Annotated in this window: 26 protein-coding genes; 11 read left to right on the forward strand and 15 right to left on the reverse strand. The window is 70.5% G+C overall.

All coding sequences use genetic code 11. From position 1 onward, the window contains the following. Positions 1-918, forward strand: coding sequence for an EamA family transporter (locus WFM69_RS13045; RefSeq protein ID WP_337005332.1), 918 nt, complete (start codon positions 1-3; stop codon positions 916-918). Here the strand turns inward: WFM69_RS13045 and WFM69_RS13050 are convergent. Both WFM69_RS13050 and WFM69_RS13055 read right to left on the reverse strand, forming a co-directional pair. After that, a complete protein-coding gene (locus WFM69_RS13050; RefSeq protein ID WP_337005334.1) occupies positions 890-1,669 on the reverse strand; it encodes a YidC/Oxa1 family membrane protein insertase in 780 nt (259 codons plus the stop codon). The genes WFM69_RS13045 and WFM69_RS13050 overlap by 29 nt on opposite strands. Positions 1,670-1,732: 63 nt before the next feature. Further along, positions 1,733-2,005 carry a DUF6412 domain-containing protein gene (locus WFM69_RS13055; protein WP_337005336.1) on the reverse strand — a complete coding sequence of 91 codons (273 nt, stop codon included), beginning with the start codon at positions 2,003-2,005 and terminating at the stop codon, positions 1,733-1,735. A 96-nt stretch (positions 2,006-2,101) separates the two neighbouring features. On the opposite strand from WFM69_RS13055, the gene WFM69_RS13060 reads away from it, so the two are divergent. The 4 genes from WFM69_RS13060 to WFM69_RS13075 all read left to right on the forward strand — a co-directional run bounded on the left by WFM69_RS13060 (position 2,102) and on the right by WFM69_RS13075 (position 4,858). Next, on the forward strand, positions 2,102-3,145 hold the full coding sequence (locus tag WFM69_RS13060) for an NAD(P)H-dependent flavin oxidoreductase (protein WP_337005338.1): 1,044 nt from the start codon (positions 2,102-2,104) through the stop codon (positions 3,143-3,145). 87 nt (positions 3,146-3,232) lie between these two features. Beyond that, positions 3,233-4,174 (forward strand): DUF1214 domain-containing protein, encoded by a 942-nt coding sequence (locus WFM69_RS13065; RefSeq protein WP_337005340.1) that lies wholly within the window; start codon positions 3,233-3,235, stop codon positions 4,172-4,174. Between the two features lie 34 nt (positions 4,175-4,208). Next, positions 4,209-4,466, forward strand: coding sequence for a type II toxin-antitoxin system Phd/YefM family antitoxin (locus WFM69_RS13070; RefSeq protein WP_337005342.1), 258 nt, complete (start codon positions 4,209-4,211; stop codon positions 4,464-4,466). After that, positions 4,463-4,858 (forward strand): type II toxin-antitoxin system VapC family toxin, encoded by a 396-nt coding sequence (locus WFM69_RS13075; RefSeq protein WP_337005344.1) that lies wholly within the window; start codon positions 4,463-4,465, stop codon positions 4,856-4,858. The genes WFM69_RS13070 and WFM69_RS13075 overlap by 4 nt, the downstream gene beginning before the upstream one ends. 1 nt (position 4,859) lies before the next feature. Here WFM69_RS13075 and purU read toward each other — a convergent pair whose 3' ends face one another. Then, positions 4,860-5,711: a formyltetrahydrofolate deformylase gene (purU, locus tag WFM69_RS13080; protein ID WP_337005346.1), complete on the reverse strand. Its 852-nt coding sequence runs from the start codon at positions 5,709-5,711 to the stop codon at positions 4,860-4,862. Between the two features lie 86 nt (positions 5,712-5,797). On the opposite strand from purU, the gene WFM69_RS13085 reads away from it, so the two are divergent. Both WFM69_RS13085 and WFM69_RS13090 read left to right on the forward strand, forming a co-directional pair. Next, entirely contained in the window at positions 5,798-7,012 is a 1,215-nt protein-coding gene (locus WFM69_RS13085) for a cation:proton antiporter (protein WP_337005348.1), read from the forward strand. Beyond that, positions 7,009-7,479: a glutaminase gene (locus WFM69_RS13090; protein ID WP_337005350.1), complete on the forward strand. Its 471-nt coding sequence runs from the start codon at positions 7,009-7,011 to the stop codon at positions 7,477-7,479. Before WFM69_RS13085 ends, WFM69_RS13090 begins: the two co-directional genes overlap by 4 nt. Before the next feature lie 19 nt (positions 7,480-7,498). Here WFM69_RS13090 and WFM69_RS13095 read toward each other — a convergent pair whose 3' ends face one another. From WFM69_RS13095 to WFM69_RS13110, 4 genes are read right to left on the reverse strand one after another with little or no spacing between them, the layout of a single operon-like run. Beyond that, on the reverse strand, positions 7,499-8,215 hold the full coding sequence (locus WFM69_RS13095; protein WP_337005352.1) for a glutamine amidotransferase-related protein: 717 nt from the start codon (positions 8,213-8,215) through the stop codon (positions 7,499-7,501). Positions 8,216-8,255: 40 nt separating this feature from the next. Continuing rightward, entirely contained in the window at positions 8,256-8,990 is a 735-nt protein-coding gene (locus WFM69_RS13100; RefSeq protein ID WP_337005354.1) for a LysR substrate-binding domain-containing protein, read from the reverse strand. A gap of 10 nt (positions 8,991-9,000) precedes the next feature. Continuing rightward, on the reverse strand, positions 9,001-9,312 hold the full coding sequence (locus tag WFM69_RS13105; RefSeq protein ID WP_337005356.1) for a hypothetical protein: 312 nt from the start codon (positions 9,310-9,312) through the stop codon (positions 9,001-9,003). Next, the gene (locus WFM69_RS13110; protein WP_337005358.1) at positions 9,312-10,883 is read right to left on the reverse strand and encodes a PspC domain-containing protein; all 1,572 of its coding nucleotides are present in this window, start codon (positions 10,881-10,883) and stop codon (positions 9,312-9,314) included. Before WFM69_RS13110 ends, WFM69_RS13105 begins: the two co-directional genes overlap by 1 nt. Positions 10,884-10,997: 114 nt before the next feature. Here WFM69_RS13110 and WFM69_RS13115 point away from each other — a divergent pair, with 114 nt between their 5' ends. Further along, the gene (locus WFM69_RS13115; RefSeq protein WP_337005360.1) at positions 10,998-12,245 is read left to right on the forward strand and encodes an ATP-binding protein; all 1,248 of its coding nucleotides are present in this window, start codon (positions 10,998-11,000) and stop codon (positions 12,243-12,245) included. Further along, positions 12,238-12,897 carry a response regulator transcription factor gene (locus tag WFM69_RS13120; protein ID WP_337005362.1) on the forward strand — a complete coding sequence of 220 codons (660 nt, stop codon included), beginning with the start codon at positions 12,238-12,240 and terminating at the stop codon, positions 12,895-12,897. The genes WFM69_RS13115 and WFM69_RS13120 overlap by 8 nt, the downstream gene beginning before the upstream one ends. A gap of 40 nt (positions 12,898-12,937) precedes the next feature. Here WFM69_RS13120 and WFM69_RS13125 read toward each other — a convergent pair whose 3' ends face one another. The 8 genes from WFM69_RS13125 to WFM69_RS13160 all read right to left on the reverse strand — a co-directional run bounded on the left by WFM69_RS13125 (position 12,938) and on the right by WFM69_RS13160 (position 23,344). Beyond that, complete coding sequence (locus WFM69_RS13125) at positions 12,938-13,345, reverse strand: DapH/DapD/GlmU-related protein (RefSeq protein ID WP_337005364.1); 408 nt, start codon at positions 13,343-13,345, stop codon at positions 12,938-12,940. A gap of 80 nt (positions 13,346-13,425) precedes the next feature. Then, positions 13,426-14,199, reverse strand: a complete 774-nt coding sequence (locus tag WFM69_RS13130) for a DNA-formamidopyrimidine glycosylase family protein (RefSeq protein WP_337005366.1) — start codon at positions 14,197-14,199, stop codon at positions 13,426-13,428. Next, a complete protein-coding gene (locus WFM69_RS13135) occupies positions 14,199-14,981 on the reverse strand; it encodes an EI24 domain-containing protein (RefSeq protein WP_337005368.1) in 783 nt (260 codons plus the stop codon). Before WFM69_RS13135 ends, WFM69_RS13130 begins: the two co-directional genes overlap by 1 nt. A 22-nt stretch (positions 14,982-15,003) precedes the next feature. Beyond that, complete coding sequence (locus WFM69_RS13140) at positions 15,004-19,581, reverse strand: ATP-dependent helicase (protein WP_337005370.1); 4,578 nt, start codon at positions 19,579-19,581, stop codon at positions 15,004-15,006. A gap of 55 nt (positions 19,582-19,636) precedes the next feature. Beyond that, positions 19,637-20,245: a hypothetical protein gene (locus WFM69_RS13145; protein ID WP_337005372.1), complete on the reverse strand. Its 609-nt coding sequence runs from the start codon at positions 20,243-20,245 to the stop codon at positions 19,637-19,639. A gap of 26 nt (positions 20,246-20,271) precedes the next feature. Beyond that, complete coding sequence (locus tag WFM69_RS13150; RefSeq protein ID WP_337005374.1) at positions 20,272-21,960, reverse strand: ABC-F family ATP-binding cassette domain-containing protein; 1,689 nt, start codon at positions 21,958-21,960, stop codon at positions 20,272-20,274. A gap of 234 nt (positions 21,961-22,194) precedes the next feature. Then, positions 22,195-22,527: a hypothetical protein gene (locus tag WFM69_RS13155; RefSeq protein ID WP_337005376.1), complete on the reverse strand. Its 333-nt coding sequence runs from the start codon at positions 22,525-22,527 to the stop codon at positions 22,195-22,197. Between the two features lie 160 nt (positions 22,528-22,687). Then, a complete protein-coding gene (locus WFM69_RS13160) occupies positions 22,688-23,344 on the reverse strand; it encodes an alpha/beta hydrolase (protein ID WP_337005378.1) in 657 nt (218 codons plus the stop codon). Between the two features lie 72 nt (positions 23,345-23,416). Between WFM69_RS13160 and WFM69_RS13165 the strand changes: the two genes are divergently transcribed. Next, entirely contained in the window at positions 23,417-24,022 is a 606-nt protein-coding gene (locus tag WFM69_RS13165; RefSeq protein ID WP_337005380.1) for an NUDIX hydrolase family protein, read from the forward strand. Between the two features lie 199 nt (positions 24,023-24,221). Then, complete coding sequence (locus WFM69_RS13170) at positions 24,222-25,709, forward strand: APC family permease (protein ID WP_337005382.1); 1,488 nt, start codon at positions 24,222-24,224, stop codon at positions 25,707-25,709. Positions 25,710-25,740: the final 31 nt, after the last annotated feature.

Raw genomic sequence — 25,740 nt, forward strand, 5'->3', positions numbered from 1 at the left:
GTGCAGAGACCCGCCGCCTCCGGCCCCCTCGTCGGGGTGGCGCTCGTCATCGGATCGTGTCTGTCGCTGCCGTTCGGCGCGGCCGTGGCGGCACAGCTGTTCCCCGTGCTCGGGCCGTGGGGCGTCACATCGCTGCGCGTCGCGATCGCCGCGATCCTGCTGCTCGTGATCGTGCGCCCGAAGCCGCGCCGGTGGACGCGAGCGCAGTGGCTCGCGGCCGTGCTCTTCGGCGTCTCGCTCGCGGCCATGAACGGGTTCTTCTACGCGGCGATCGACCGCATCCCGCTGGGGCCCGCCGTCGCGATCGAGTTCCTCGGTCCGCTCGTGCTGGCCGCCGTGCTCACGCGCAAGCTCGCGGACGCCGCGTGGGTGGGCGTCGCCCTCGTCGGCATGGTCGTGCTCGGCATCGACGGGATGATCGGCGCGGAACCGCTCGATCCGCTCGGCGTCGTCTTCATCCTCATCGCGGCCGGGTTCTGGGCCATGTACATCCGGATGAGTGCCCGCGTCGGCGCCCTCATCCCAGGCAGCGGCGGCCTCGCCATGGGACTGCTCGTCGCTGCGATCCTGCTCATCCCGGTGGGTGTCCCCGCGGTCTCCACGGTCGCGGCCGACCCGCACCTGCTGCTGCTCGCCGCCGTCACCGCGGTGCTCTCCTCGGTGATCCCGTACAGCTTCGAGCTCGCCGCGCTGCGACGGCTGCCGCAACGCGTGTTCGGTGTGCTGCTGAGCCTGGAGCCGGCGTTCGCGACGCTCGCCGGATGGCTGATCCTGGGGCAGGATGCGACCCCGCTGCGGATGCTGGCGATCGCGCTCGTGATCGCCGCGAGCGTGGGCACGACGCTCGGCGTGCGGAGGGACCGCCGCGACGACGGCCCCTCCGGTCCCTTCACCGCGCCGATACCGCTGACCGACTGACCGTCGCGACCGGCAGCGGGAACCGCCGGCGCAGGATGACCCGCTGCACGAGCGTCCACACCACCGTGACCGTCAGGTACAGCGCGGCGGCGAGCGGCACGAACGCGGCGAACACGGCCGTCAGGTAGTGCAGCGACGACATGACCCGCAGCATGGTCGGCGAGTTCAGCGGCGAGTCGTCGCCCTCGACGGGGACGGGACGGAACACGCGTCGGGTGATCTCGGCGACCGCGATCATCACCGCCAGCAGCACCCCGAACACCAGGAACGTGGCCGGCGTCGCGGTGCCGCTGGACAGAGCCGACACCAGGCTGGTGCCGAGCGGGGCGCCGAACAGGTCGTGCGTGAGCAGCTCGTTCGGGTGGCCGGCGATCTCGGGGCGCAGGAACAGCGTGTAGAGAAGGCCCACCACGGGCGCCTGAGCGAGCACGGGGAGCATCCCGGCGAACGGCGAGGTGTTCTCAGCGCGGTAGAGCTCCATCATCTCCTTCTGCAGGCGCTCGGGGTTCTTCTTGTGGCGGCGCTGCAGCTCGCGCAGCTTCGGGGCGAGGCGGGCCCTGGTCTGCTCGGCCTTGGCTTGAGAGACGCCCACTGGGATGAGCAGAGCTCGCACCAGCAGGGTGACGAGCACGACGGCGAGGGCGGCGGCGGATGCCCCGGCGAGCGGGGTGAGGAGGTCGGAGAGGCCGGCGAGAGCACCGTAGGCGGTGTTCAGGAGCGCGGCGAGAGGCGGGAAGGCGAAGATGTCCAAGAGAGTGTCCGTTCGTAGCGGCGGGAAGGGTCGACGAAGGCCGCGCGATCCCGCAGGAGCGGACTACGCGGCGGTCGCGACTCCCGGCGCCCGCGGACGAGGATGCCCCGCGGCATCCGGATCGCTCTGGGGGAGGAGGGTGCCGACGTCGATGGCCCGCAGGGGATGCGGGGCGTCGGAGGCGGCTTCAAGGCGCACGCTCAGCACGATCGCGAGCGTCAGTGCGGTCACGGCGAGCAGCGCGACGGCGAGACCGAGGGCTGCGGCATCCGGCATCGACACGAGGCCGAATGCGGTCGCGACGACGCTCAGCATCTGTCCGAACCACTCGCTCATGCGCACTCCTTCCTGCTGCGAGGCTAGCATCGGCTGCCGAGATGAAGGCCGTCATGGTCGGCCCTCGCGCTACGCCTCGGGCGTAACGTCGAAGGCATGAGTGACCTTCGCACCCTGCTCGGGATCGACAATCCGATCATCCTCGGCCCGTTCGGCGGGCTCTCCTCCGTCGCCCTCACCGCCGCGGTGAGCGAGGCCGGCGGTCTCGGTTCGTTCGGCCTGTACGGCTACGACGGCGACCGGATCCGCGCGACGGGTGCGGAGCTGCGTGCGGCGACCGACCGGCCGTTCGCCCTGAACATCTGGCTGCCCACGGGCGATGAGGTGGAGCCGAACCCGCAGCACACGGTGTTCGCGCAGGCGCTGCAGCCGTTCTACGAAGCGGTCGGCGTCGAGGTGCCCGCCCGCCCCGAACGGTACAACCCTCCCCTCGAGGAGCAACTCGACGCGATCTGGGAGGTCGCTCCTGCCGTGCTCAGCGTCGTGTTCGGTGTGCCCACGCCGGCGGTGATCGACGAGGCCCATCGTCGTGGCATCCGCATCATCGGCACGGCGACCACCGTCGCGGAGGCGGTCGCGCTCGCCGAAGCCGGCGTGGATGCGGTGGTCGCGACCGGAGCCGAGGCGGCCGGCCACCGCGTGTCGTTCCTGCGTCCGGCGGAGGAGTCGCTGGTGGGCACATTCGCGCTGGTGCCGCAGGTCGTCGATGCCGTGGACGTGCCCGTGATCGCGGCGGGCGGCATCGCGGATCGTCGGGGCGTGGCCGCGGCGTTCGCACTCGGGGCGGACGCCGCGCAGGTCGGGACGGCCTTCCTCGCGACGGTCGAATCCGCCGCGACCGATGCCCACCGTGCGACGATCCGCGCGACCGCCGCCGACGAGACCGTGCTGACCCGCGCGATGAGCGGACGCCTGGCGCGCGGCGCTCGCAACCGTGCCGTGCGGGCGATCGAGGCGAGCGGCACGATCGCGCCGTTCCCGATGCAGAACTGGCTCACCGGGCGCTTCCGCACCCCGGCCGGGCAGCAGAACCTCGGCGAGCTGCAGGGGCTGTGGATGGGACAGGCCGCGCCCCTCGCACGCCAGGACAGCGCCGCCGAGGTGTTCGCGGAACTGGCGGCGGGAGTGCCGCGCCGCTGAGAGCTGCGGTGGGCTCGCTCGTGATGATTGAACGCCGAGCCATCCTCCAGCATGCTGTTGGCATATCGCCGATCGAGGGAGCCAGCAATGTCAGACGCCGTCGCCGTGAATGTCGACAACTTCGCCCGCGCCGAATCGGAACTCGCGTTCGCCGCCACGCAGAAGGACGCGGGTGGTGTGAACACCTGGATCCACAATCGCGTTCCCACGCCCTTCGATCGGCAGCCGGTCATCCGGCAGAATCGGGACACCCTCTACAGCGGCGCGGTCGTGAACGTGTCGGAAGGGGCGACGATCACGATCCCCGATGCGGGTGACCGGTACCTGTCGGCGATGGTGATCGACCAGGACCACTACGTACCGCATATCTTCCACGGCGAAGGCACGCACGTACTCTCGCTCGCGGACAGCGGGACGGAGTTCGTGCTCGTCGTCGTGCGGATCCTCGTCGACCCGAACGATGCGGACGACCTGGCCGCGGTCAACCGCCTACAGGACGAGCTCGTCATCGACGCACGCGCGAGCGCGGCGTTCATGCTGCCGTCGTACGATCTCGACTCGATGAGGGACACGCGGGCACACCTGATCGGGCTGTCCCGGGGGATCGGCGACTTCCGCGGGGCGTTCGGCCGGCGCGGCGAGGTCGACGAGATCCGCCATCTTCTCGGCTCCGCCTCCGGCTGGGGCGGTTTCCCCGAGTCCGAGGCGGTGTACCTGAACGTCGATCCCGGTCTGCCACTGGGAGAATACGAGCTCACCGTCGGCGATGTCCCTGTCGACGCGTTCTGGTCGATCACGGTGTACAACGCCGATGGGTACATGGTCGACAACCCCGGGCACACGGTGAGCGTCAACAGCGTCACCGCGGTTCGCGATGACGATGGCACCGTCACCGTGCGGTTCGGGGACTCCACGGCGCCGAACAGCATCCCGATCACCGAAGGCTGGAACTACTTGGTCCGGCTGTACCGCCCGCGCCAGGAGGTCCAGTCGGGCGATTATCGGTTCCCGGAGATCGTCCGACTCTGAGGAATATGGCTAGCAATCTGGCTAGAATGGCTCCATGTCCACCCACAACGTTCTTGAGGCGCGGAACAACCTGTCGCGGCTGATCGCGGATTCACAGGCCGGCGACGACGTCGTCATCACCAAGCGTGGCAAGCCGGTTGCGAAGCTCGTGCCCGTCGGCCCGGTGGACTTGGTGCGCAGCGGCCGGTTCCTCGTCGAGTGGATCGAGCAGAACCCGGTTCCGCGGCGCTTGTCCCGTTCGTCCGCCGAACTCGATGCGCAGATCGAGGAGAGCAGGAACGCCTGGGAATGATCTACCTGGACTCCTGCATCCTGATCTACGCGATCGAAGACGGCGGACCACGGGGGATCGCCGTGAGAAACGCCCTCAGAGAGGTTGACGTCGCCGTCTCGTCCAGCCCGCTCGCGCTCCAGGAATGCCTCGTCGGTCCGCTGAAGGGTCGCAACGTGGAACTGCGTGATCGCTACCTTGACGCGTTCGACCGTATCGAGCAGATCGCCCTCGATACGAGGGCCTTCGTCCGTGCCGCGGAACTGCGGGCCGATTTCGGGCTGAAGACGCCCGACGCGCTGCATCTCGCCGCGGCTCAGCTCGCAGGATGCACCGAGCTGTGGACCAACGACAAGCGCTTCCTGGCCGCCTCGCACGGCCTGGCCGTCGACGTGACGGACCCTCGCGGCTGAGCTAGAGGATGACGGTGGACTTGCCGTGCACGATCACGCGGTCCTCCGCATGCCACTGCACGGCACGGGCGAGCACCAGGCGCTCGACGTCGGCTCCGCGGCTCTGCAGCTCTGCCGCCGACTCGGAGTGGGTCACGCGCGTGACGTCCTGTTCGATGATCGGGCCCTCGTCGAGGTCGGCCGTCGCGTAGTGCGCGGTGGCGCCGATGAGCTTGACGCCGCGGTCCTTGGCGCGCGCATACGGGTTGGCGCCGATGAACGCGGGCAGGAACGAGTGGTGGATGTTGATCACCGGGGCCTCGAGCGCGGTGATGAAGTCGTCCGTGAGGATCTGCATGTAGCGGGCGAGCACGACGAGGTCGACGTTGCCGCGCAGCAGCTCGAGCTGGCGCTCCTCCATCGCGGCCTTGTCGCCGGACGGGATGTGCACGAACGGCACCCCGAACGAGCGGACCGACTCGGCCAGGTCGGGGTGGTTGGAGACGACCATGGTGATGTCGATGTCGAGCTGCCCGCGCTGGGTGCGCCACAGCAGCTCCATGAGGCAGTGGTCGTACTTCGACACGAAGATCGCGACGCGCTTGCGGCGGGCGACGTCGTGCAGCGACCACTCCATGCCGAAACGGTCGGCGACGAGCGCGATATCGGCCTCGAGCGCGAGGCGGGCGGCCGCGAGACCGGGAAGGTGGATGACGGTGCGCTGGAAGAACCGGCCGCCCTCGGAGTCGGTCGAGTGCTGGTCGAGGGAGATGATGTTCGCGCCGTGCTGCGCGAGCACACCGGCCACGGCGGCGACGATGCCGGGCTGATCGTCGCAGGCGATGAGCAGGCGGGCGGTATCGGGCTGGGACATGGGGGCTCCTCCAGGGTGTGCATCGATTCTGCCGTGGATGCGACGAGCGGGCGAATCGCGGGAGCCGACTCGCTACTCTGAGACTCGTGGACGCGAGCGACCTCGGCCTGGTGCTGATCCCCCTGCTGGCGGTCGCGGCACCGCTGCTCGCCCGCGGTGTGCGGCCGGTGGTGCGGGTGCCCATCGTCGTGTTCGAGCTGGTGCTCGGCATCCTCGTCGGTCCTGCGGTGCTCGGCTGGGTCGAGCCCGGCGCGCTGCTGGACAAGCTCAGCGACTTCGGCCTGGCGATGCTGTTCTTCATCGCCGGTACCGAGATCGACTTCAAAGCCGTCGCGGGCAAGCCGCTCGTTCGCGCCTCCCTGGGCTGGCTGTGCAGTGTGCTGCTCGGCATCGGCCTGGGCTTCTTCTTCGTCCCCGGCGAGGGGATGGTGGTGATCGGGATCGCGCTGAGCTCCACGGCACTGGGGACCCTGATGCCGATCCTCCGCGACGCCCGGGAACTCGACACCCCGTTCGGTCGAGCGATCAGCGCGATCGGCGCGGTGGGCGAGTTCCTGCCGCTCATCGCGATCTCGCTCTTCCTCAGCACCAGGACCACGCCGATCGCCACTGCGGTGCTGCTGACGTTCGTGGTGCTGGCCGGGCTGGCCGTCCTGCTGGCGCATCGCATGCCTCACGGACGGCTGCACGGCGTCGTGCGCGCGACGCTGCACACCTCGGACCAGTTCGGGGTGCGGTTCGTGATCCTGCTCATCGCGGCCCTCGTCGGGCTCAGCGTGATGCTCGACCTCGACATGCTCCTCGGGGCCTTCGTGGCGGGCGCCGTCTGGCGGATCATCATGGCTCGCGCCCCGAAGAAGGACGCGGAGGAGGTCGAGAGCAAGATCGAGGCGATCGCCTTCGGGTTCCTCGTCCCGATCTTCTTCCTCTACACCGGCGTGACGTTCGACCTGCAGGCGCTGCTCGCCTCGCCCACGGCCCTCGCCCTGGTGCCGATCTTCCTGATCGCCCTGCTCGTGATCCGCGGGTCGGCCGCGCAGCTCTCGGCACCGGTGGGCGCGAGCACACGCGACCGTGCCGCGCTCGGGCTCCTCGCCGCCACCGGACTGCCGATCATCGTCGCCGTGACGGCGATCGGCGTGGACCAGAAGATGCTCGACTCCGGGACGGCGGCCGCGCTGGTCGGCGCCGGGATGCTCTCGGTGCTGCTGTATCCGCTCATCGGCATGACCCTGCGCGGCGACCGCGACGAGGTCGCCGGACCTGAGCGGGTCGGCGAATCGACCCAGGGAGAACTGTGACCTCTACCTCTGCACTGCTCACCCAGGCCGTGCGCGACCTCGCCGGTGCCCCGAAGGAAGGGCTCGGCGAACAGCGTGATTCACGGTGGCGCGGACGCCGCATCGTGCGTGTGGGGGAGGCCTGGCACCTCGGCGTGCTGCTGCTCACCGACACGCATGCGCTCGCCACGGCCGAGGTGCTGCGTGCTGCCGACCCCGGCCGTCGCGGCTACACCGCCGAGTCGGCTCGCGAACGCGCGGAGCGGCGGGCGGAGGCCCTGCGCGGAGGGTTCGGTGAAGGCGACGTCGTGCACGTGGGCTGGAGCGTGATCGACGTGGACGTGGTGGATGCGGGTGGCACCTCCGGCCCGCTCGCGCTCGTCGACGGCGTGCCCTCGGTGCGATGGAGCACCGCCGGCGGATTCATGCCGCTGGAGGCATACCTGCGCGAGCGGGTGCCGCTGTTGCGCGGATCCGCGGACAGCTGAGCTCCGCGGACGGCTGCGCTCAGCCGAACGTCTCGGCGAATCGACGGAGGAGAGCGGCGCCCTCGGTGACGGATGCCGCGAGCACCTGCTGCTGCACCGCATCGAACTCGTCGGGGTCGAAGTATCCCGTGGTGCGGTAGAACGTCATGCGGTCGGCGAAGTCGCGTGGAGTGGGCTCCGGATGGAACTGCGCCGCATACAGATGGGTGCCCACGCGGTAGGCCTGCACCGGGCAGACCGCGTTGGTCGCCAGGAGGGTGGCGCCGGGCGGGGTGCTCGCGGCGCTCTCCTTGTGCGCGGTGAACACGGTCAGCGCGGGGCCGCTGGGCCCGAAGACCGGATCGGTCGCGGCATCCGCGGTGGTGTCGATCACCGTGGCGCTCGCGGGTTCCGGCGTATCGACGACGACCTCGCCGCCGAGCATCCGGGTCACGACGCCGATGCTGAAGCAGGTGAAGAACGCCGCGACCTCGGCGGCCATGGCCGCCTGAGCCAGCGTGCGCAGATCGGCCTCGACGCGCAGCTGCTCCGGGGACTTCACGGCATCCGAGACGTTGAAGGGCGAGCCGCCCACCACGACGCCGCGGTAGCCGCGCAGCAGCTCGGGTCGCAGCGGGGTCTCGAGCAGGTCGAGCCGATCGACCACGTCGACGCCGAGTGCACGGCGGAATGACGCGTGCTCGGCATCCGCCGCCCCGAGCTCGGGCCGCACACAGACATACAGAAGCGAGGCCATCAGGAGATTCTAGCGATCGCGGCGTGCCCGACCGACGCCGTCACCGCGAGGAGTTCGCGGTGCGTCCGCGCACGATACCCACGAACGTCTCGACGTCGGACGTGGTCCGCTCGCGCGGCCACGCGAGCGCCACCGTCGATGTCGGCCCGTCCGTGAGCACGCGGTGGTCGACATCCTTGCGGTGATGCAGGCGGGCCAGCGACATCGGCACGATCACGACACCGACACCGGTCGCCGCGGTTGCGACGGCCTCGGCGGTCGGCAGCGCGGCGAAGGCCGCAGGCTGCGTGCCGGGGAGGCCGAGCGGGCCGAGCACGTCATCGTTGAGAGCGATCACCACCTCGCCGTCGAGGTCGGCGGGCGTGAGCTCTTCGGCGGCCATCAGGTGCGAGTCGACCGCGGCCACGACGACCGGGACCTCGTCGTACAGGGCGATGACGTGCAGGGCGTCATCCGTGAGGGGGAGACGCACGAGCGCCGCGTCGACATGATCGAGCGCGGCGCGCTGCGTGGCGGCATCGATCGGGACGAGCTCGAGCGGCACGCCCGGCATCCGCTGCTTCCAGGCATCGATCCACTTGCCGGGAGTCGCGCCGGGCACCGCGCCCAGACGGAACGTGCGCGGTGCCTCCGGCTCCGGCTGCGGGGCGTCGAAGACGACCTTGGCGGTCTTCTTCTTGTTCGTCGCCTTCCGCGTGGGCACGGCGGCCTTGTTCCGGCGCGGGGGCGTGCCGCGGCCTGCGCCCTTCGCGGACCGTCGTCCCTGATTCGCCATGGAGTCCAGGCTACTCGGCGGGCGGTGCGGGCACGTCGGGAGCCGTGGCCGGAGCCGTGGCTGCGAGCTTCCGCTGTGCACGGCGCACGAGGCCGGCCGCACCGCCGACGAGCAGCAGCACACCCACGGTCAGCAGCACGATGGTCAGGAGCGTCGTCGGCGTGAGCGTCACGAGTCCGTCGGCGACGGCCTCCCGGCGTCCGGCATCCGCCAGCATCCAGAGCGCGGTCGCGGCGATCGCGGCGAACAGCAGACCCCAGATGATGGCAGCCCAGCGGGTGCGCGGCGGCGTGATCGTCTCGGGGATCGTCGAGGTGCTCATCACTGGTCTTCCTTCGCGGGCTCGTAGATGGTGACGGAGATGGTTCCGCTCGACTGGGTGATGGTGACGGGCTGGACGGTCGTCGGCGACGTACGCTCCGAAGTCACATCCTGGACGACGACCGAGTCGCCGTTCCGCTCCACGACGGGCCAGATACCGCTGTCGATGACGCTGGCGGTCTCGCCTTCCACACGCATCCACCGCACGGATCCGGTGTCGAGCGTCGCATCCAGTTCGAGCTCGACGCCCGCGTCGACGTAGATCTCGGTCGTGCCGGAACCCTTCTCGATCACGATCGGGCGGGGTGCTCCATCGTGTTGATTGAGTGAGACGAAGAGGTCGCCGAACGGCTGACGCACGTGCGCCGACTGGTTGTTCGAGATCGACGCCCAGCCGATCGTGAACCCCTGCAGGCTGGAGAAGGCGCCCGCCACGAGTCCGCCCACGAGCGTGAGCACCGTGACGAAGGCGAGGAAGCCGCTGCGTCGGCGGAGGGCGCCGGCGACGATCATCCCGAGCGCGAGGATGAGGGCTGCGCTGAGCAGTCCGAGCGCGCCGCCGAGTGCATCTCCGCCGGTGGTGAGGCCGACGGTGGCGCCCGTGATGATGGCGAGGCCGGTCATGGTCGCGGCGAACGCGAACCCGGCCCGCGGATTCGACGCCCGACGGATGCGGCGACGCTCGGCGGCCTCCGCGGCGAACACGGCGGCCTCGGCCTGACGCTCACGGCGCAGCTGATCGCGCGCGGCCCGCTCGACATCCTGTTGCTGACGCCGCCACGCCTGATCCTGCTCTTTCCAGGCGGCATGCTGCGCACGCCAGGCTTCCAGTGCCTCGGGGTCCTGCGACCCGGGAGGCAGCGGTGCGGGCGGGGTGGGCGGAGTGGCGGCGAGCAGCGCGGTGTCGGCCGCGGAGTCGGTCGCCGACACAGCGGGGTGCGTCGGCTCGGTGGGTGAGGCGTCCGTCCCCTCGGCGGTACCCGAGTCGCCGAGGGGAGCGGACGCGTCCGGGGCCGTCTGATCTGCGGAAGCCATCGGCAGATCAGACGAGGAAGCACCCGGAGTGCGGCTGGCAGCACGCACGATCAGGAAGAGCAGGCCGGCGACGAGCACGAGCCCGACGATCCAGCTGAGGAGGGACAGTGACGACCAGCCGTCGTAGCCGAGGCCGAACAGGCGTCCGGCGAGCGGTGCCGTCGGGAACAGGCCGATCACGGCCATCGCGAGGATGCCCCACTGCACCGGTTGGTAGTCGCGCCGCAGCAGGTCGCGCACGTGCACGCGTCCGTCGATGTCGGGCAGCAGCGCCCACGCCGCGGCGTAGAGGAAGATCACCGGGAGGCCGAACAGCGCGGCGACCACAAGCACACCGCGTACGATGAGCGGGTCGATGCGCAGTCGTGCGGCGATGCCGGCGGCGACACCGCCCAGCCACCCCTCCGACCGGGCGACGCCCAGACCGGCGACCCACAGCAGGAAGCGCTCGGCCCCGCGGGGGATGCCCGGGCCGGGTGTGCCGGCGGCCGGCTCGGCGTGCTCGGCAGGGGGCGGTGGCGCAGTCGGAATCGTCATGCTTCGATCCTGGCGACATCCGCGGGGCTCCTGCCATGGGGGGATCCCCTGAGCGGCCCCTGATTCTGCGCCCGGGAGGACCCGGAGGGTCGCGGCGGATGATTGGATGGCGACATGTCCTCTTCGGCGCACGCTCCTGCGCGACCTCCGCGCGTGGCCGCGCCACCGCGTCCGCCGCTCACCCGCGATCGCGAATGCCTGGTCACCGGTGTCAGTGCGGGACTCGCCCGTCACCTGGGCGCCCGCGTGTGGACGGTGCGGGCGCTGTTCGTCGTGCTGACGCTGTGCGGCGGTGCCGGCATCCTCCTCTACGCGTGGTGCTGGATGTTCACGCCGTGGGCCGCGGGAGAGAGCGCCCCGACGCGACGGATGCCGGTGGCCTGGCTGCTCCTCGTGCCCGCCGCTGTCGGCATGCTCGTCGTCCTGGTGTGGCGCGGCGGCTCCGAGTGGTTGTCCGGGAGCATCCCGCCCGAACTCGCTGCCGTGATCGTCGGCGGCACCGCGGCGTGCGCGACGGCGGCCGGGCTCTGGGCCACCTTGATCGATCGCACCGACACCGCCCGCGGGCCGCGGCACACCCTGAGCATCCGCATCCTCGCGGTCCTGGTGCTCGCGCTGCTGTTCACCGTGCTGCTGTCGTGGCCCATCGCACGCTCCGGCGTCGCACTGGTGCTCATCCCGCTCGTCGGGCTCGCCGCCGTGCTGTCGTCGACACTGATCCCGCGCTGGCGAGAGCTCTCCGGCGAGCGGGTCCGCCGTATCCGGGAGGAGCAGCGCAGCCAGATGGCCGCCCACCTGCACGACTCGGTGCTGCAGACCCTCGCGCTTATCCAGAACCGGGCCGGGGCCTCCAGCGAGGCCGCCCGATTGGCACGCGCGCAAGAACGCGAGCTCCGCGCCTGGCTGTACGACGGGGATGCCCCGGCCGACAGCGACCTGCCGACCGACCTGCGCGACTATGCCGGGGCGCTCGAGCTCGACTACCCGGTGCGCATCGACGTCGTCTCCGCCGGTCTCTCCGCAGAGCGGGCGAGCGGCGAGTTGGCGGCCGCGGCCCGGGAGGCGATCCTCAATGCTGCCCGGCACGCGGGCGGAGAGATCTCGGTGTACATCGAGGGGAGCGCGTCGGGGGTCGACGTCTTCATCCGCGACCGCGGCACCGGCTTCTCACTGGACGAGGTGCCCAGCGACCGCCTCGGCGTGCGCGAATCGATCATCGGCCGGATGAGGCGCGCCGGTGGCGTCGGAGCTGTCCGCAGCGACGAGAACGGCACCGAAGTGCACCTGAGCATCACGGCAGGGGCCCACCACGACCGGTCTGCTGCGCGACCGGCACCCGCGCGCGAGGAGACGCATGACTGAGAGCATCCGGGTCGTGATCGTCGACGACCACTCGATCTTCCGCTCCGGCCTGCGCGCCGACCTCGACGCGACCGTGGAGGTGGTGGGCGAGGCCGCCGATGTGCCGTCGGCGATCACCGTGATCCGCGAGACGCAGCCCGATGTCGTGCTGCTCGACGTGCACCTGCCCGGGGGCGGAGGCGACGATGCGGCGGGTGGGGAAGCGGTGATCCGCGGCTCGCTGCCGACCACCACCACGTTCCTGGCCCTGAGCGTGTCGGATGCGGCGGCGGATGTCGTGCGGGTGATCCGCGCCGGCGCCAGGGGCTACATCACGAAGGGGTCTTCGGGCATCGAGGTGAGTCGAGCCGTGCACGCGGTGGCCGACGGAGATGCCGTGTTCTCGCCGCGGCTCGCCGGCTTCGTGCTCGATGCGTTCGGGGCGGTCGCGGGCGAGACCGCCACGGCGACCGACGAGCTCGACCGGCTGTCGGCACGCGAGCAGGAGGTGATGCGCCTCATCGCCCGCGGCTACGCCTACAAGGAGGTCGCGGCCGAGTTGTTCATCTCGATCAAGACGGTCGAGACGCACGTGTCGTCGGTGCTGCGCAAGCTGCAGCTGTCGTCGCGGCACGAGTTGACCGCGTGGGCGTCGGAGCGCCGGCTGCTGTGAGCGCGTCCGGCCGTGTGATCAGGTCTTCTGTGGCGCGCGGTCAGGCCGCGAGCCACAGGCCCTTCTGATTCGTCGCGACGGTGAGCCCCGCCGCGACCGTCTCGTCGTCGCCGATCCGCGCGCCGCGAACGATGCGCGCTCCTGCCCCGATGTCGGTGCGGACGCCGACGTAGGCGTGATCGCCGATCGCTGCGCCCTGACCGATGTGCGCGTGCGCGTCCACGAACGCGCCCTCGCCGATCACGGCGTCCTCGTCGATCCAGGCGCCGCGGGCGATGGTCGCCCCGGCGCCGACGCGCGCGCCAGGTTCGATATAGGCACCCGCCTCGATGTGCGCCTTCGGATGCACCTTCGCGCCATGCGCGACGAGACCCCGACCGTTCGCGTGCTTGCGGTATCGCAGCGTCGCGCCCTGGTCGTTCTCGATGTCGACGTAGTTCTTGCCCACGATTCCTCCCGTGTTCCGGAGTTCTCCGGATATATCAACAACCACGGTGGGGTCCGATTCATTCCCTCGGATGGAGGGGGTCAGCGCTGGCAGGACGGGCACCAGAACGTGACACGTTCGCGGGTGGGATCTGCGCCCTGCTCCCCGCGGCGGATGAGGGTGCCGCAGCGTCGACAGGGACGCCCCGCGCGACCGTAGACCCAGGTGCCCTGACCGGCCCGGTCGATGCCGGTGAACGTACGGTTGCGGCGGTCGCGGTTGGCCCGGATGGTGCGCACACCGAGATCGATCAGTGCGGCCACATCGACCTCGGGTGTCGGCGTGGTCGGCAGGATTCCCCGCAGGAACAGGAGTTCTGCGGCGTACTCGTTCCCGAACCCTGCCACGTTGCGCTGGTCGAGGAGGGCGACGTGGATGCTGCGATCATCGGTCTCGAGCCGGCGTACCGCCTCCGCCGCATCCCAGTCATCGGCGAGCGGATCCGGGCCCAGATGACCGACGAGCTGCTCCTCGTCGCGGGTCGGCACGACCTCGACCTCGGCGACGTCCACGCCGACCGCCTCGTGCCCGGCAGTGCCGACGATCGCGCGGACCTTGAACGCCGGATGACGCCACTTCTCGCCCGGGCGGTAGACGAACCAGGCGCCGTCCATGCGCAGATGCGAATGCAGTGTGCTGTCGCCGATGCGCATCAGCAGGTGCTTCCCGCGGGGGACCACCGCGTGCACGGGTGCGCCGGTCAGATCGAGCGTCGCGAAGCGCGGCACGCGCAGGTCGAAGCGGGTCACCTCGGAACCGGCCAGCGCCTCGTCGAGGCGCCGAGCCGTGCGGAAGACCGTGTCGCCCTCGGGCATCAGGGAGCGGGGGGAGCGATCGACGGAGACGGAGCGGGCATGGGGGCGGTGCCGCTGCGGGCGAGCATGTCACGGGCGAGCATGGTGCTCCCGGCGACCGCAGCCGGCATGATCGCGACAGCCCCGCCCGGGATGAGGAAGCACAGCTGCGTCGCCACGCCGAATCCCAGCACCCGGGCACGGCTGCCGGAGAACAGCGCGGATCGGTCGGCGGGACTGAGGTCGCGGGCATCGAACGCGCGACCCGTGAGCTCCCGGGCGAGCAGCCGACCGGTCAGGACCACGCCGGAGACCGCACCGAGGAAGCCGCCCACCGCCGGGATGAACCCGATCAGCAGCACCACGATCGCGATGAGGATGCCGAGCAGGACCAGTCGCAGTCCCTCGCCCAGCGCCGTCCAGAAGCTGCCGCCATCGGCGGGAGGAGCGTCGCCGAGGTCGGTCTCGACCGCGTGCCAGATCCGCTGATAGAACGGGTCGCCGATGGTCAGCGTCAGAGCGCTGAAGACCACGCTGGCGAGAGCGAGCGCGGCTGCCACGACCACGAAGCTCACCGCGGCACGCAGCAGGCCTCGCCACGGTTCGAACCAGCCCTCGGCGAACGGGGTCAGCCAAGCCGAGACCGACGGCAATCCGATCACGAGCGGGATGATGGCCGCCGCCAGGACGACGACCGCGATGATGGCCGGGATGAGTCCGAGCACCATGAGACCCGGGCGGGTGCGCCACAGACCGAATCCGCGCAGGAGAGTGCGGATGCCGATGGCGAACTCGCGGATCATGGCTTCCAGCGTAGGGGCAACGTCAGACGGCCTTGCGGAGCGTGTAGCCGCGCGGAGTGGCCACGAATCCGGCCTCCTGCAGTGCGACCGCCAACTCGGTGCCGTAGACGCCCTCGCCGTTCACCTTCTCGACCGTCAGCGTGTCGAGTCGGCGGGCGCGGGCTGTCGCGGCGAGATCGGATGACGCGGCCCGGAGCACCTCGCCGTCGTCGCTGAACGACAGCACCGTGCGCCCGCCGCGCTCCAGCGAGAGCACGAGAGCCCCGTCGACCAGCACGACCAGGCCGCCCGCCTTGCGTCCGGGGCGGTGTGAGACGCCGTCGAGCTTCGGCCAGCCGAGGGCGGCGCCGTACGGGTTCGCGGGGTCGGTCGCCGCGAGCGTCACGGTCTGCCGCGGCGGCGGATCGGCGAGTCCCGCGTAGGTGCGCAGTCGGTCGACCGTGCCGGAGGCGGCGAACTGCGCCGCCCCGAGCTTCTCGATCACATAGCCGCGGCGGCAGTGGCCCGCCTCCTCGAATCCTGCGAGCACGCGGTAGGCCTGGGCGAAGCCACCCGGCACGCCTTCGGCCTGCACGGCGCCGCGGGTGACCACGCCGTAGCGGTCGAGCAGCAGTCCTGCGGTCACGGTCGCGCGTCGGGCGGGGTCAGTCTCGAGTGCGGGCAGCAGCGACCAGCGTCCGCCGATCGACGGCGGGCGCGGGGTGGACGCGCCGCTGAAGGACACGCCACGGTAGGTGCGGGCGCGGGGTGCTCTGCGCTTCACCTTGTGCGCCTGCGATCCTCCGGCCAGGAGCGACCGGATCGGCGCGAACGTGTCGTTCGTGACATACCCCGACCACGTCAGCGACCACAGCGCCTCGAGCACCGACTGCTCGTTCTCGGCCGCTGCCATGTCCTTGAGCTGCGCGGCGAAGTACGCTCCTCCCACGTCGAGGGCGATCAGGATGCGTGACTCCAGCGAATCCGATGCGATCTCGGCCTCGCGCTCGGGGAGGGTGAACGGCGCGATGTCGGCGGGATGCAGCGACACCCAGCCGTCGCGCCCCGGAAGAGTGCCGTGGCCGGACCAGATGACCTCGCCCGCCGCCGTCAGCTCGTCGAGCATCGCGGGGGAGTAGTCGCGCACCCGGGAGGGGAGCACCAGCGACTCCCAGGCGCTCGCGGGGATCGGCACGCCCGCGAACTGTTCGATCACCGTGAGCACGCCGTCGACGCCCTCGAGCGGTCGACCGAGGTGCTGCCAGTCCGGCAGGAACCGCGCGTACGCCTCGGGCGAGACCGGCTCGACGGACCCGCGGATGGCGGCGAGCGACCGCATCCGCAGTCGACGCAGCACCTCGGCGTCGCACCACTCGATCGCATCGCCGCTGCCGGCGGCCTCGGGGAGGAAGTAGCCGCTGGTGACGCGACCCGCGTTCTCCAGCCGTTGCAACGTGTGGCGGGCGACCGCGGCGCCGAGGCCGAACCGCGTGGCGACGGCATCCGTGGTGAAGGGACCGTGTGTGCGGGCATGCCGGGCGACGAGGTCTCCGAGCGGATCGGCGACCGGTTCGAGGAACGCGACTGGTATGCCGGTGGGCAGAGCCGCACCGAGCGCATCGCGCAGGCGCCCGGCATCCTCGATCGCCGCCACGCGGTTCGCCCCGGCGATGGTGACGGGGATAGCACGGCGCGCGGTGATCAGGTCGTCGAGCAGGGCAGCGGCAGGACGGTCGGCCGACTCGGGGTCGAGGCGCGCTGCGACCTCCTCGGCATCGAGCGGGCCGAGCATGCGCAGCAGATCGGCGACGCCCTCCAGCCCGCGGGCGCGACGGTCGGGTTCGAGGCGCTGCGCCTCGCGTTCGAACTGCGCGATCACCTCCGGGTCGAGCAGTTCGCGGAGCTCGACCGTGCCCAGAAGTTCGCCGAGCAGTGCCGGATCGACCGAGAGCGCCGCGGCCCTGCGCTCGGCCAGCGGCGAGTCGCCCTCGTACATGAAAGCGCCCACGTAGCCGAACAGCAGGTCGCGGGCGTACGGCGAGGGCTGACCGGGCTCGGTCTCGACGAGGCGGATGCGGCGGTCGGCGATCGACGTGGCGAGCTTTCGCAGCGAGGGGAGGTCGTAGACGTCCTGAAGCACCTCGCGCAGGGTCTCCAGGATGACCGGGAAGGTGGGGTGGCGCCGGGCCACTTCGAGCAACTGCGCCGACCGCTGTCGCTGCTGCCAGAGCGGGGTGCGCTTGTTCGGGTTCGTGCGCGGCATGAGGAGCGCCCGCGCCGCGCACTCGCGGAACCGGGAGGCGAACAGGGCGGAGCCGCCGACCTCCTCGGTGACGATGTGCTCCAGCTCATCCGGTTCGAACACGAACAGCTCCGCGCCGGGCGGCTCGGCCTCGGCATCCGGGATCCGCACGATGATGCCGTCGTCGCTCGCGACAGCCGATCCCTCGACGCCGAGCCGTTCCCGGACTCGCGCATTGATGGCCAGCGCCCACGGCGCATGCACCTTCATGCCGTACGGGGAATGCAGGATGACCCGCCAGTCGCCGACCTCGTCGCGCCCGCGCTCGACGGTGAGGGTGCGGTCGGTGGGCAGCGTGCCGGTGGCCTCGCGCTGCTCGGTCAGATGGGCCATCAGATTCGCCCGCGCATGCTCGTCGAGCCCGGCGTCGATCAGCCGCTGCGTAGCCTTCTCGGGGGCGGCCGTCGACACCTCGCGGGAGAACGCCCCCAGTGCCTCGCCGAGCTCGAACGGGCGGCCGATGCCGTCGCCGTGCCAGAACGGCACCTTTCCCGGTTGTCCGTAGGCGGGGATCACGTTGACGCGGTCGTGCGTGATCTCGGCGATGCGCCAGCTGGTCGTGCCGAGCGTGAACACATCGCCCACCCGCGATTCGTAGACCATCTCCTCGTCGAGCTCGCCCACGCGGGCACCGGTGGTCTCTCCGGCCACGAACACGCCGAACAGCCCGCGGTCGGGGATGGTCCCGCCGCTGGTCACCGCGATGCGCTGTGCTCCCGGTCGTCCGGTCAACGTGCCGGCATCGCGGTCCCACACCAGCCTCGGGCGCAGCTCGGCGAACTCGTCGGACGGGAACCGGCCCGCGAGCAGATCGAGCGTCGCCTCGTAGGCCGACCGCGGCAGGGACTGGAACGGCGCGGAGCGGCGCACCGTCTCGAACCACTCCTCCACGCTGATGGCCCCGAGCGAGCTCGCCGCCACGGTCTGCTGGGCCAGGATGTCGAGCGGATTGCGCGGCACCTGGATGGCCTCGATCTTGCCCGCCAGCATCCGCTCGGTCACGATCGCGGTGTGCAACACGTCGCCGCGATGCTTGGGGAAGAGCGCCGCACGGCTGATCTCGCCGACCTGGTGTCCGGCGCGACCGACCCGCTGCAGCCCGGAGGCCGCGGACGGCGGGGCTTCGACCTGGATGACCAGGTCGACCGCGCCCATGTCGATGCCGAGTTCGAGGCTGCTGGTCGCGACGACGCAGCGCAGCACACCCGACTTCAGCTCCTCCTCGACCTGGGCCCGCTGCTCCTTCGACACGGACCCGTGGTGCGCCTTCGCGAGCACGGGGTCAGCGCCCGCGGTCGTGCCCGACTGCGCCATCATCTGCGCGGGCACCGTCGCGGCGGGCAGCTCGATCCCGGTCCGCTCGGAGTAGATCTCGTTCAGGCGACCGGTGAGCCGCTCGGCCAGTCGTCGCGAGTTCGCGAACACGATGGTGGAGTTGTTCTGCAGGATGCGGTCGACGATCGCCTCCTCCGCATGCGGCCAGATCGATCCGGTTACCTCGGTGTACTCGGCATCCGCGGCCTCGCCCGGCACACCGGGGGGCGGCGGCGGATTGGTCATGTCGTCCATGGGTACGACCACGCCGAGCTCGAAGGTCTTGGACGCCGGTGGAGCGACGATCTCGACCGGTGCCGCCCCACCCAGGAACCGGGCGACCTCGTCGATGGGTCGCACGGTCGCCGAGAGTCCGATCCGCTGCGCCGGAGTTGTCGCTCCGTGGGACCGGCGCAGGGCGTCGAGGCGTTCCAGGCTCACGGCGAGGTGGGCGCCGCGCTTGGTCGCCGCGACCGCGTGTACCTCATCGATGATGACGGTGTGCACGTCGCGGAGAGTCTCGCCCGCACGGCTCGTGAGCATGAGGTAGAGCGACTCGGGCGTCGTGATGAGGATGTCGGGCGGATCGGAGACGAGCTTGCGCCGATCGCTCGACGTGGTGTCGCCCGAGCGCACGCCCACCGTCACCGCGGGGGCGGGCACTCCGAGCCGACGGGCGGACTGCCCGATGCCGATCAACGGTGAGCGCAGGTTGCGCTCCACGTCGACGCCGAGGGCCTTCAACGGGGAGATGTAGAGGATCCGCGTGCGCGAGCCGTCTTTCTTCGGCGGCTCGGTCTCGGCCATGCGCTCGCGGAACACGCTGTCGATCGCCCACAGGAATGCCGACAACGTCTTGCCGGAGCCGGTCGGCGCGACCACCAGTGCATGCTTCCCCGCCGAGATCGCCTCCCACGCGCCGGCCTGCGCGGCGGTGGGCGCGGAGAACGCCCCCCGGAACCAGTCCTGCGTGGCGGGGGTGAAGCGGTCGAGCACGTCGCTCATTCCTCCATCTTCGCGGAGTGCACCGACATCGGGGCCGCGACGTCTGAGGACGCCGTCACCTGTCGAGGAGCAGGAGCTTGACCGTGAGCGCTGCGAAGAACAGGACGCCGAAGACCGTGGCGGCGATTCTCATCTTCTCGGTCGCGAGAGCGACGGCGGAGATGCCGCACGCGAGTGCGAGCGATGACAGCGAGATGATGCTGATCGTCACGGCTGCTTCCTGTACCTGCGCGTCGCCGTGGAAGGCGAGAACGAACGTCGTGATCAGTCCGCTGATGACGATGAGGACGAACAGGAACCAGGTCACCCAGGCGACGATGTCGACGATTCGCGTGTGGGGGAGCTTCGAGGAGGCGGCGTCCAGTTGCTGCTGCACCCTCTCCGTCGTCGGGGCATCATCGGGGAGGCGGCTGAGCGCGTGCATCCGACGGGCATCGGCGCCGAGACCACGGAGCATGGCGGCGTAGGCGCGCACCTCATGCTCCGTGGCGAGGCCGTCGATGGCGACGGCGTAGCGGCCCGCCTGATCCTCGTGACCATTCCGCCGGTACCAGTCGACGAGTGCCTGGCGTGCCGATGCGTCACCGGCATCAGCGGCGAGACGGGACTTGAGCCCGCCGAGCTCCTGCGGGCTCGGGGGGAAGTCCATCGGGTTTCGTGGCACGGCCTCATTATCCCGGTGCGCTCAGATCACGTGTCCAGTTCGACCTCCTGCAGCGCTCCCTCGGCGTCGATCTCGAGGATGAGGTCGAGGTCGAGCCGGCGCAGGAACGCATCGTCATGACTCACGACCAGCACGGCGCCGCGGTACGCGCGGAGGGCCTCGACGAGTTGGCCGACCGTGTCGAGGTCGAGGTTGTTCGTCGGTTCGTCGAGCACCACGAAGTGCGGGGCGGGGTCGGCGAGCAGCAGCGTCGCCAGCGCCACGCGGAAGCGCTCGCCCCCCGACAGCGATGCGACGGGACGATCGGCCGTGGCCCCGCGGATGAGGAAGCGGGCGAGCCGGTTGCGCAGCTCCTTCTCCGGCACCTGCGGCGCAGCGGCAGCGATGTTGTCGAACACCGAGCGCTCGTCGTCGAGACCATCGACCCGTTGCGGCAGGTAGCCGATCAGGTCGGTGTGCGCCTCGGCGCGGAGGGGCGGCCGTGCAGAACTCAGGATGTCGGCGCCAGACCGGGTCTCGTCACCGGAAATCGGGTCGGTTCTCTCGAATTCTCCTGAGTTGTGCGCGCCGCCAGCGACCAACCGCTCCAACAGGGTCGTCTTGCCCGCGCCGTTGCGCCCGACGAGGGCGACGCGCTCCGGTCCCTGGACGATCCACGACCGCTTCGCGTCACCGACCTCGGCGATGCGGCGCGACCGCGACACCTGCGGATCGGGCAGCTCGATCTTCATGGAGGCGTCGGAGCGCACGCGGCGACCTGCCTCCTCCCGTGCGGCGTGCGCGGCCTCCTCCTTCGCGCCGACCTCTGTGCGGAGCTTGCCGGCCGAGACCTCCGCCGCCATCTTGCGGCCGTGCGCGATGATCTTCGGCACCCGCTTCTCGGCCTCGGCCTTCTTCGCGGTGCGGGTGCGGTGGGCCAGCTTGACCTCCGCCTCGATGCGCTGTCGCTTCTCCTTGCGGAGTGCCTGCGCGGCGGTGGCCTCGGCCTGCCTCGCCGCATCCTGCTCGGCGTCCAGCCACGCGCGCCACTCCGAATACGGACCGCCGAACACGCTCAGCGTCTGCGCGTACAGCTCGGCCGTGTCGTCCATCAACTCCAGCAACGACAGGTCGTGGCTGACGACGATGAGTGTGCCCTTCCAGGACTGCACCATCGCCGCGAGCTTCGTCCTGGCGTCGCGGTCGAGGTTGTTGGTCGGCTCGTCGAGGAGTGTGATCGGTGCGCGGCGCAGGCGGATGCCGGCGATCGCGACGAGCACGGCCTCCCCGCCGGAGAGCTCACCGATCCTGCGATCGAGGAACTCCGGGTCGAGGCCGGCTTCGGCCAGCGACGCCGCGGCGCGTGCCTCGATGTCCCAGTCTTCGCCCACAGCGTCGAAGTGCGCCGGATCGACGTCACCCGCGGTAATCGCCCGCACGGCGTCGAGCGCTGCGGAGACGCCGAGGAGGTCGGCGACGCGACGGTCGACGTCGAGCGTCAACTGCTGCGGCAGGTAGGCGACCTCGCCGGACGTCGTGACGACGCCCGCGGTCGGGTCGAGCTCGCCGGCCATCAGTCGCAGCAGTGTGGACTTGCCGGCGCCGTTGCGGCCGACCAATCCGGTGCGTCCGGCGCCGAAAGCCCCGGAGACGCCGTCCAGCGCGGGGGAGCCGTCGGGCCAGGTGAAGGTGAGCCGGTCGAGGGTGACCGATGCATGGAGGGTGGGTTGTGACATGGGTGTCTCCTGTCGAGTGCGAGGGTGCACTGACACCGGTTCCCGCCGGAGCCCGGGAACGTCACGGGATGCGGGGGAGAGGGTCTGCCGTGGAGTCGGCGATCGTCGGGTCAGCGCGCGGAAAGTGGAGCGCGGAGGCGACGGATCAGATCAAAGGACTTCCAGACACGGCGGACAGGACTCCCCGACGATACCCGGGCGTGTCGGAGTTCCGCAACTCCCGGGCGTGTCGCGTCAGTCGCGGTCGAGGCCGAACGTGTTCTTCACCAGCGCGCGCACGTCGCGATCAAGCCCTTCGATCCGAGCGTCGACGGCATCGAAACGCGTATTGACCGTCTCCAGCCGGGCGTCGATCGTGGCGAAGCCCGCCTGCATCTCGGCGCGCAGGCCACCGACTTCGGAGCGCATCTCAGCGCGCAGGCCGCCGACTTCGGAACGCATCTCGGCGCGCACGCTCCCCACCTCGGTGCGCACGACACGAACGAACAGCGTCGACACGACCGTCAGCATGCCGAACATCAGCGCGATGAAGGCGCCCATCATCGTCCAGATCTGCGGTTCGGTCATGGTGAGCACCCTTCCATTGTGAGTCGGCCACACCAATCTGCCAACACGTCGGGTGCTTTCGAGCAGATCTGCATCGTCTCGCCCGGGGACAGTGGAGAGCGCGTCGTCCGGGTCGAGTGGGGAGGAGTGGTGACGCGGATCGGGGTGCCGCAGGTGTCGATCAGGCAGCGGCGATGCTGTCGAGCCACTTCGTCAGGAACCGGTGCACGTCGGCCAGCTCCTCTTCGGAGATGCTGTGCGTGAGGCCCGTGTACACGCGCCCGGAGAGCTCGGAGTGACCGGGGAGCCACTGCGCCGTGTGGTCGATGAGCCGGGGCGGGATGACGTCGTCGTGCGTGCCGCGCCCCCAGAACACCGCGGGACGCAGCTCGGCCAGGGACTCGTCGCGGGGCAGCTCGCCCGGTGCGGCGTATCCGCTCAGGGCCACGACGGCGGCGAACCGTTCGGGCGCCAGACGCAGCGCCTGCAGCGACACCGCCGCCCCCTGCGAGAAGCCGAGCAGCGCGATCGACGGGGCATCGCCGGCCGCCGCGTCGATCCAGGCGAGGAGCGCCTCGGCCGCGGTCGTCACGGCCTCGGGGCTGCGTCCGTCGAGGCCGTCGATCGAGTACCACGAGCGGCCCGGCATGGGCCACGGCGGGGCGAGCGGCGCGGCGACGGATGCCACGGCGATGCCCTCGGGCAGATACGGAACGAGTCCGAACAGGTCGTGCTCGTCCGCACCGTAGCCGTGCAGCAGCACCAGGAGCGGGAGCTCTCCGCGGTCGGGGGTGGACCATCGGGTCGCGGTGTCATCGATCGTCAGTTCCTCGCTCACACCGTCATCCTGCCAGCAGCCGCCGACGTGCACCCGGTGTCGGTCGTCGGAGGCGGCTGGTAGAAAGGACACATGGCGGTCCGCACACCTGATCCCGATCCGGAGCCCGACGACGAAGGTCTCGGAGGCTTCCCGGATGCGAACCCGCCCGTGCCCGATACGAACCCGGGCTGGCTGAGCGAGTTCGAGCTCGAGGAAGCACGGCGTCGACTGCCGATGCTCTACGTCGAGGCGATCCCGGTGCGCACCGACGGCTCCGGGCAGGTGACCGAGATCGGCATCCTGCTGCGGTCCACCCCGATGGGGGAGATGACCCGTACGATCGTGTCCGGCCGGGTCCGCTTCGGCGAGACCATCCGCGACGCGCTGTTCCGTCACATCGAGAACGACCTCGGCCCGATGGCCTTCCCCCTGCTGCCGCCGCAGGTGCTGCCGTTCACGGTGGCCGAGTACTTCCCGCTTCCCGGGGTCAGCGCGTTCCACGACGACCGGCAGCACGCGGTGTCGCTGGCCTTCGTCGTGCCGGTGACGGGCACGTGCGAGCCGCGTCAGGATGCCCTCGAGGTCACCTGGTTCTCGCCGGAGGCTGCGGGTTCCGACGCGGTCGCCGCCGAGATGGAGAATGGCCGCGGCACGCTCATCCGGCAGGCTCTCGCGAGCCTCGGCCTGCTGCGCTGACACCCGTCACGCACGTCTTTCTCACGCACGTCGACCCACCCCTCTTCGCGCGAGCCGGCCCGCTCCGTCCGCTCGCACGGGGGTGGCTCGCGCGCAACGGGGTGGCTCGGCGCGGACCGGAACTGAGGAGACTCTTGCGTCGCCTGGGCTAATGGGCTAGAAAGTAGACCATTAGCCCAATGGCAAAGGATGGCTCCACATGGATGCTTCGACAACGACGTCGCGCAACACCGCAGGACCGGCCACGGAACGAGACCTCCGAGGAAACCTCGGGGCGGTCGCCGTCACCTTCATGGTGATCGCCGCCGCCGCTCCGCTCACCGTGGTCGGCGGCCTCGTGCCGATCGGGTTCATCATCGGCAACGGCATCGGCTTCCCGGTCATGTTCCTGGTCGCCACCGTGATCCTGCTGCTGTTCTCGGTGGGCCTCACCACGATGAGCCGCTATCTGCCGAAGGCCGGCTCCTTCTTCGTCTTCGCCACACACGGCCTCGGTCGCACGCCGGGGCTGGCCACCGCCTACCTGGCGCTCATCTGCTACACCACGGTGCAGATCGCGGTGTTCTCCTACCTCGGCGCGACCATCAGCTCCAGCATCGTGCTGCTGGGCGGACCCGAGATCCCGTGGTGGCTGCTCACCCTCGCCACCGTCGCGATCGTCGGCGCGCTCGGCTACCGGCAGATCGAGCTCAGCTCGCGCGTGCTCGTCGTGGTGCTGCTCGCCGAGATCGGGATCGTCGTGCTCCTCGGCGCCGTCATCCTCGCCACCGGGGGAGCGGACGGAGTGACCTACGGCACCTTCCTCCTCCAGAACGTCCTCTCCGGAGCCCCTGCGCTCGGGCTGATGTTCGCGATCGCGAGCTTCATCGGCTTCGAGTCGACCGTCGTCTACCGCGACGAGGTGCGCACTCCCGAGAAGACCATCCCGCGGGCGACGTACGCATCCGCCATCGTGATCGGACTGTTCTACGCCTTCGCGTCCTGGGCGATCGTCGTCGGCGTCGGCGAGGGCGACGTGATCGACGAGGCCGCCGCCGACCCGACCACCCTCATCGCCCGCGTCACCGAGCAGTACCTCGGACCGGTGGGATCCGTCGCGGTCGCGCTGCTGTTCCTCGGCAGCATGTTCGCCGCGGTGCTGTCGCTGCACAACGTCCTCACCCGGTACCACCACGCGATGGCGAACGCCCGCGTGCTGCCCGACCGCCTCGGCACCGTGCACGCCCGTCACGGCTCGCCGCACGTCGCCTCGATCGTGCAGGTGGCGACCTCCGGGCTCGCGATCATCCTGCTCACGATCATCGGCTTCGCGCCGGAGAACATCTTCTCCTGGTTCGCCGGCATCGGCACCCTCGCGATCGTCATCCTGATGGCCGTCACCTGCCTCGCCGTCATCGTCTACTTCGCCCGCACCAAGGCGCTTCGCAGTCCCTGGCACACCGTGATCGCCCCGGGTCTCGGCTTCGTCGGGCTCGCGGTCTCGGCCGTGCTCATCGCCGCGAACTTCCCGCTGCTGGTGAGCGACGTCGACGCCGACGGCAACCCGGCCTGGGGCCCCATCAGCATCACCCTCGTCGCGGTCGTCGTGCTCGCACCCATCGCCGGGGTGATCCAGGCCGCGATCATGCGCTCCCGGCGTCCCGAGTCGTACGCGCAGATCGTCCGTCGATTCGACGAGAACGCGTGACGTCCTCGACACGCGACCGCCCCACACCAAG

The sequence above is a fragment of the Microbacterium sp. LB12 genome (assembly GCF_037150835.1).
In the GTDB taxonomy this organism is placed as follows: Bacteria; Actinomycetota; Actinomycetes; order Actinomycetales; family Microbacteriaceae; genus Microbacterium.

What these genes read in the sequence shown, in the direction of transcription:
- WFM69_RS13110 (WP_337005358.1), bottom strand. Translation starts at nt 10,883, where the DNA reads ATGACGATTCCGACTGCGCCACCGCCCCCTGCCGAGCACGCCGAGCCG.
- WFM69_RS13065 (WP_337005340.1), top strand. Translation starts at nt 3,233, where the DNA reads ATGTCAGACGCCGTCGCCGTGAATGTCGACAACTTCGCCCGCGCCGAA.
- WFM69_RS13105 (WP_337005356.1), bottom strand. Translation starts at nt 9,312, where the DNA reads ATGAGCACCTCGACGATCCCCGAGACGATCACGCCGCCGCGCACCCGC.
- purU (WP_337005346.1), bottom strand. Translation starts at nt 5,711, where the DNA reads ATGTCCCAGCCCGATACCGCCCGCCTGCTCATCGCCTGCGACGATCAG.
- WFM69_RS13165 (WP_337005380.1), top strand. Translation starts at nt 23,417, where the DNA reads ATGGCGGTCCGCACACCTGATCCCGATCCGGAGCCCGACGACGAAGGT.
- WFM69_RS13060 (WP_337005338.1), top strand. Translation starts at nt 2,102, where the DNA reads ATGAGTGACCTTCGCACCCTGCTCGGGATCGACAATCCGATCATCCTC.
- WFM69_RS13120 (WP_337005362.1), top strand. Translation starts at nt 12,238, where the DNA reads ATGACTGAGAGCATCCGGGTCGTGATCGTCGACGACCACTCGATCTTC.
- WFM69_RS13140 (WP_337005370.1), bottom strand. Translation starts at nt 19,581, where the DNA reads ATGAGCGACGTGCTCGACCGCTTCACCCCCGCCACGCAGGACTGGTTC.
- WFM69_RS13135 (WP_337005368.1), bottom strand. Translation starts at nt 14,981, where the DNA reads ATGATCCGCGAGTTCGCCATCGGCATCCGCACTCTCCTGCGCGGATTC.
- WFM69_RS13150 (WP_337005374.1), bottom strand. Translation starts at nt 21,960, where the DNA reads ATGTCACAACCCACCCTCCATGCATCGGTCACCCTCGACCGGCTCACC.
- WFM69_RS13075 (WP_337005344.1), top strand. Translation starts at nt 4,463, where the DNA reads ATGATCTACCTGGACTCCTGCATCCTGATCTACGCGATCGAAGACGGC.
- WFM69_RS13100 (WP_337005354.1), bottom strand. Translation starts at nt 8,990, where the DNA reads ATGGCGAATCAGGGACGACGGTCCGCGAAGGGCGCAGGCCGCGGCACG.
- WFM69_RS13095 (WP_337005352.1), bottom strand. Translation starts at nt 8,215, where the DNA reads ATGGCCTCGCTTCTGTATGTCTGTGTGCGGCCCGAGCTCGGGGCGGCG.
- WFM69_RS13170 (WP_337005382.1), top strand. Translation starts at nt 24,222, where the DNA reads ATGGATGCTTCGACAACGACGTCGCGCAACACCGCAGGACCGGCCACG.
- WFM69_RS13070 (WP_337005342.1), top strand. Translation starts at nt 4,209, where the DNA reads ATGTCCACCCACAACGTTCTTGAGGCGCGGAACAACCTGTCGCGGCTG.
- WFM69_RS13115 (WP_337005360.1), top strand. Translation starts at nt 10,998, where the DNA reads ATGTCCTCTTCGGCGCACGCTCCTGCGCGACCTCCGCGCGTGGCCGCG.
- WFM69_RS13130 (WP_337005366.1), bottom strand. Translation starts at nt 14,199, where the DNA reads ATGCCCGAGGGCGACACGGTCTTCCGCACGGCTCGGCGCCTCGACGAG.
- WFM69_RS13155 (WP_337005376.1), bottom strand. Translation starts at nt 22,527, where the DNA reads ATGACCGAACCGCAGATCTGGACGATGATGGGCGCCTTCATCGCGCTG.
- WFM69_RS13055 (WP_337005336.1), bottom strand. Translation starts at nt 2,005, where the DNA reads ATGAGCGAGTGGTTCGGACAGATGCTGAGCGTCGTCGCGACCGCATTC.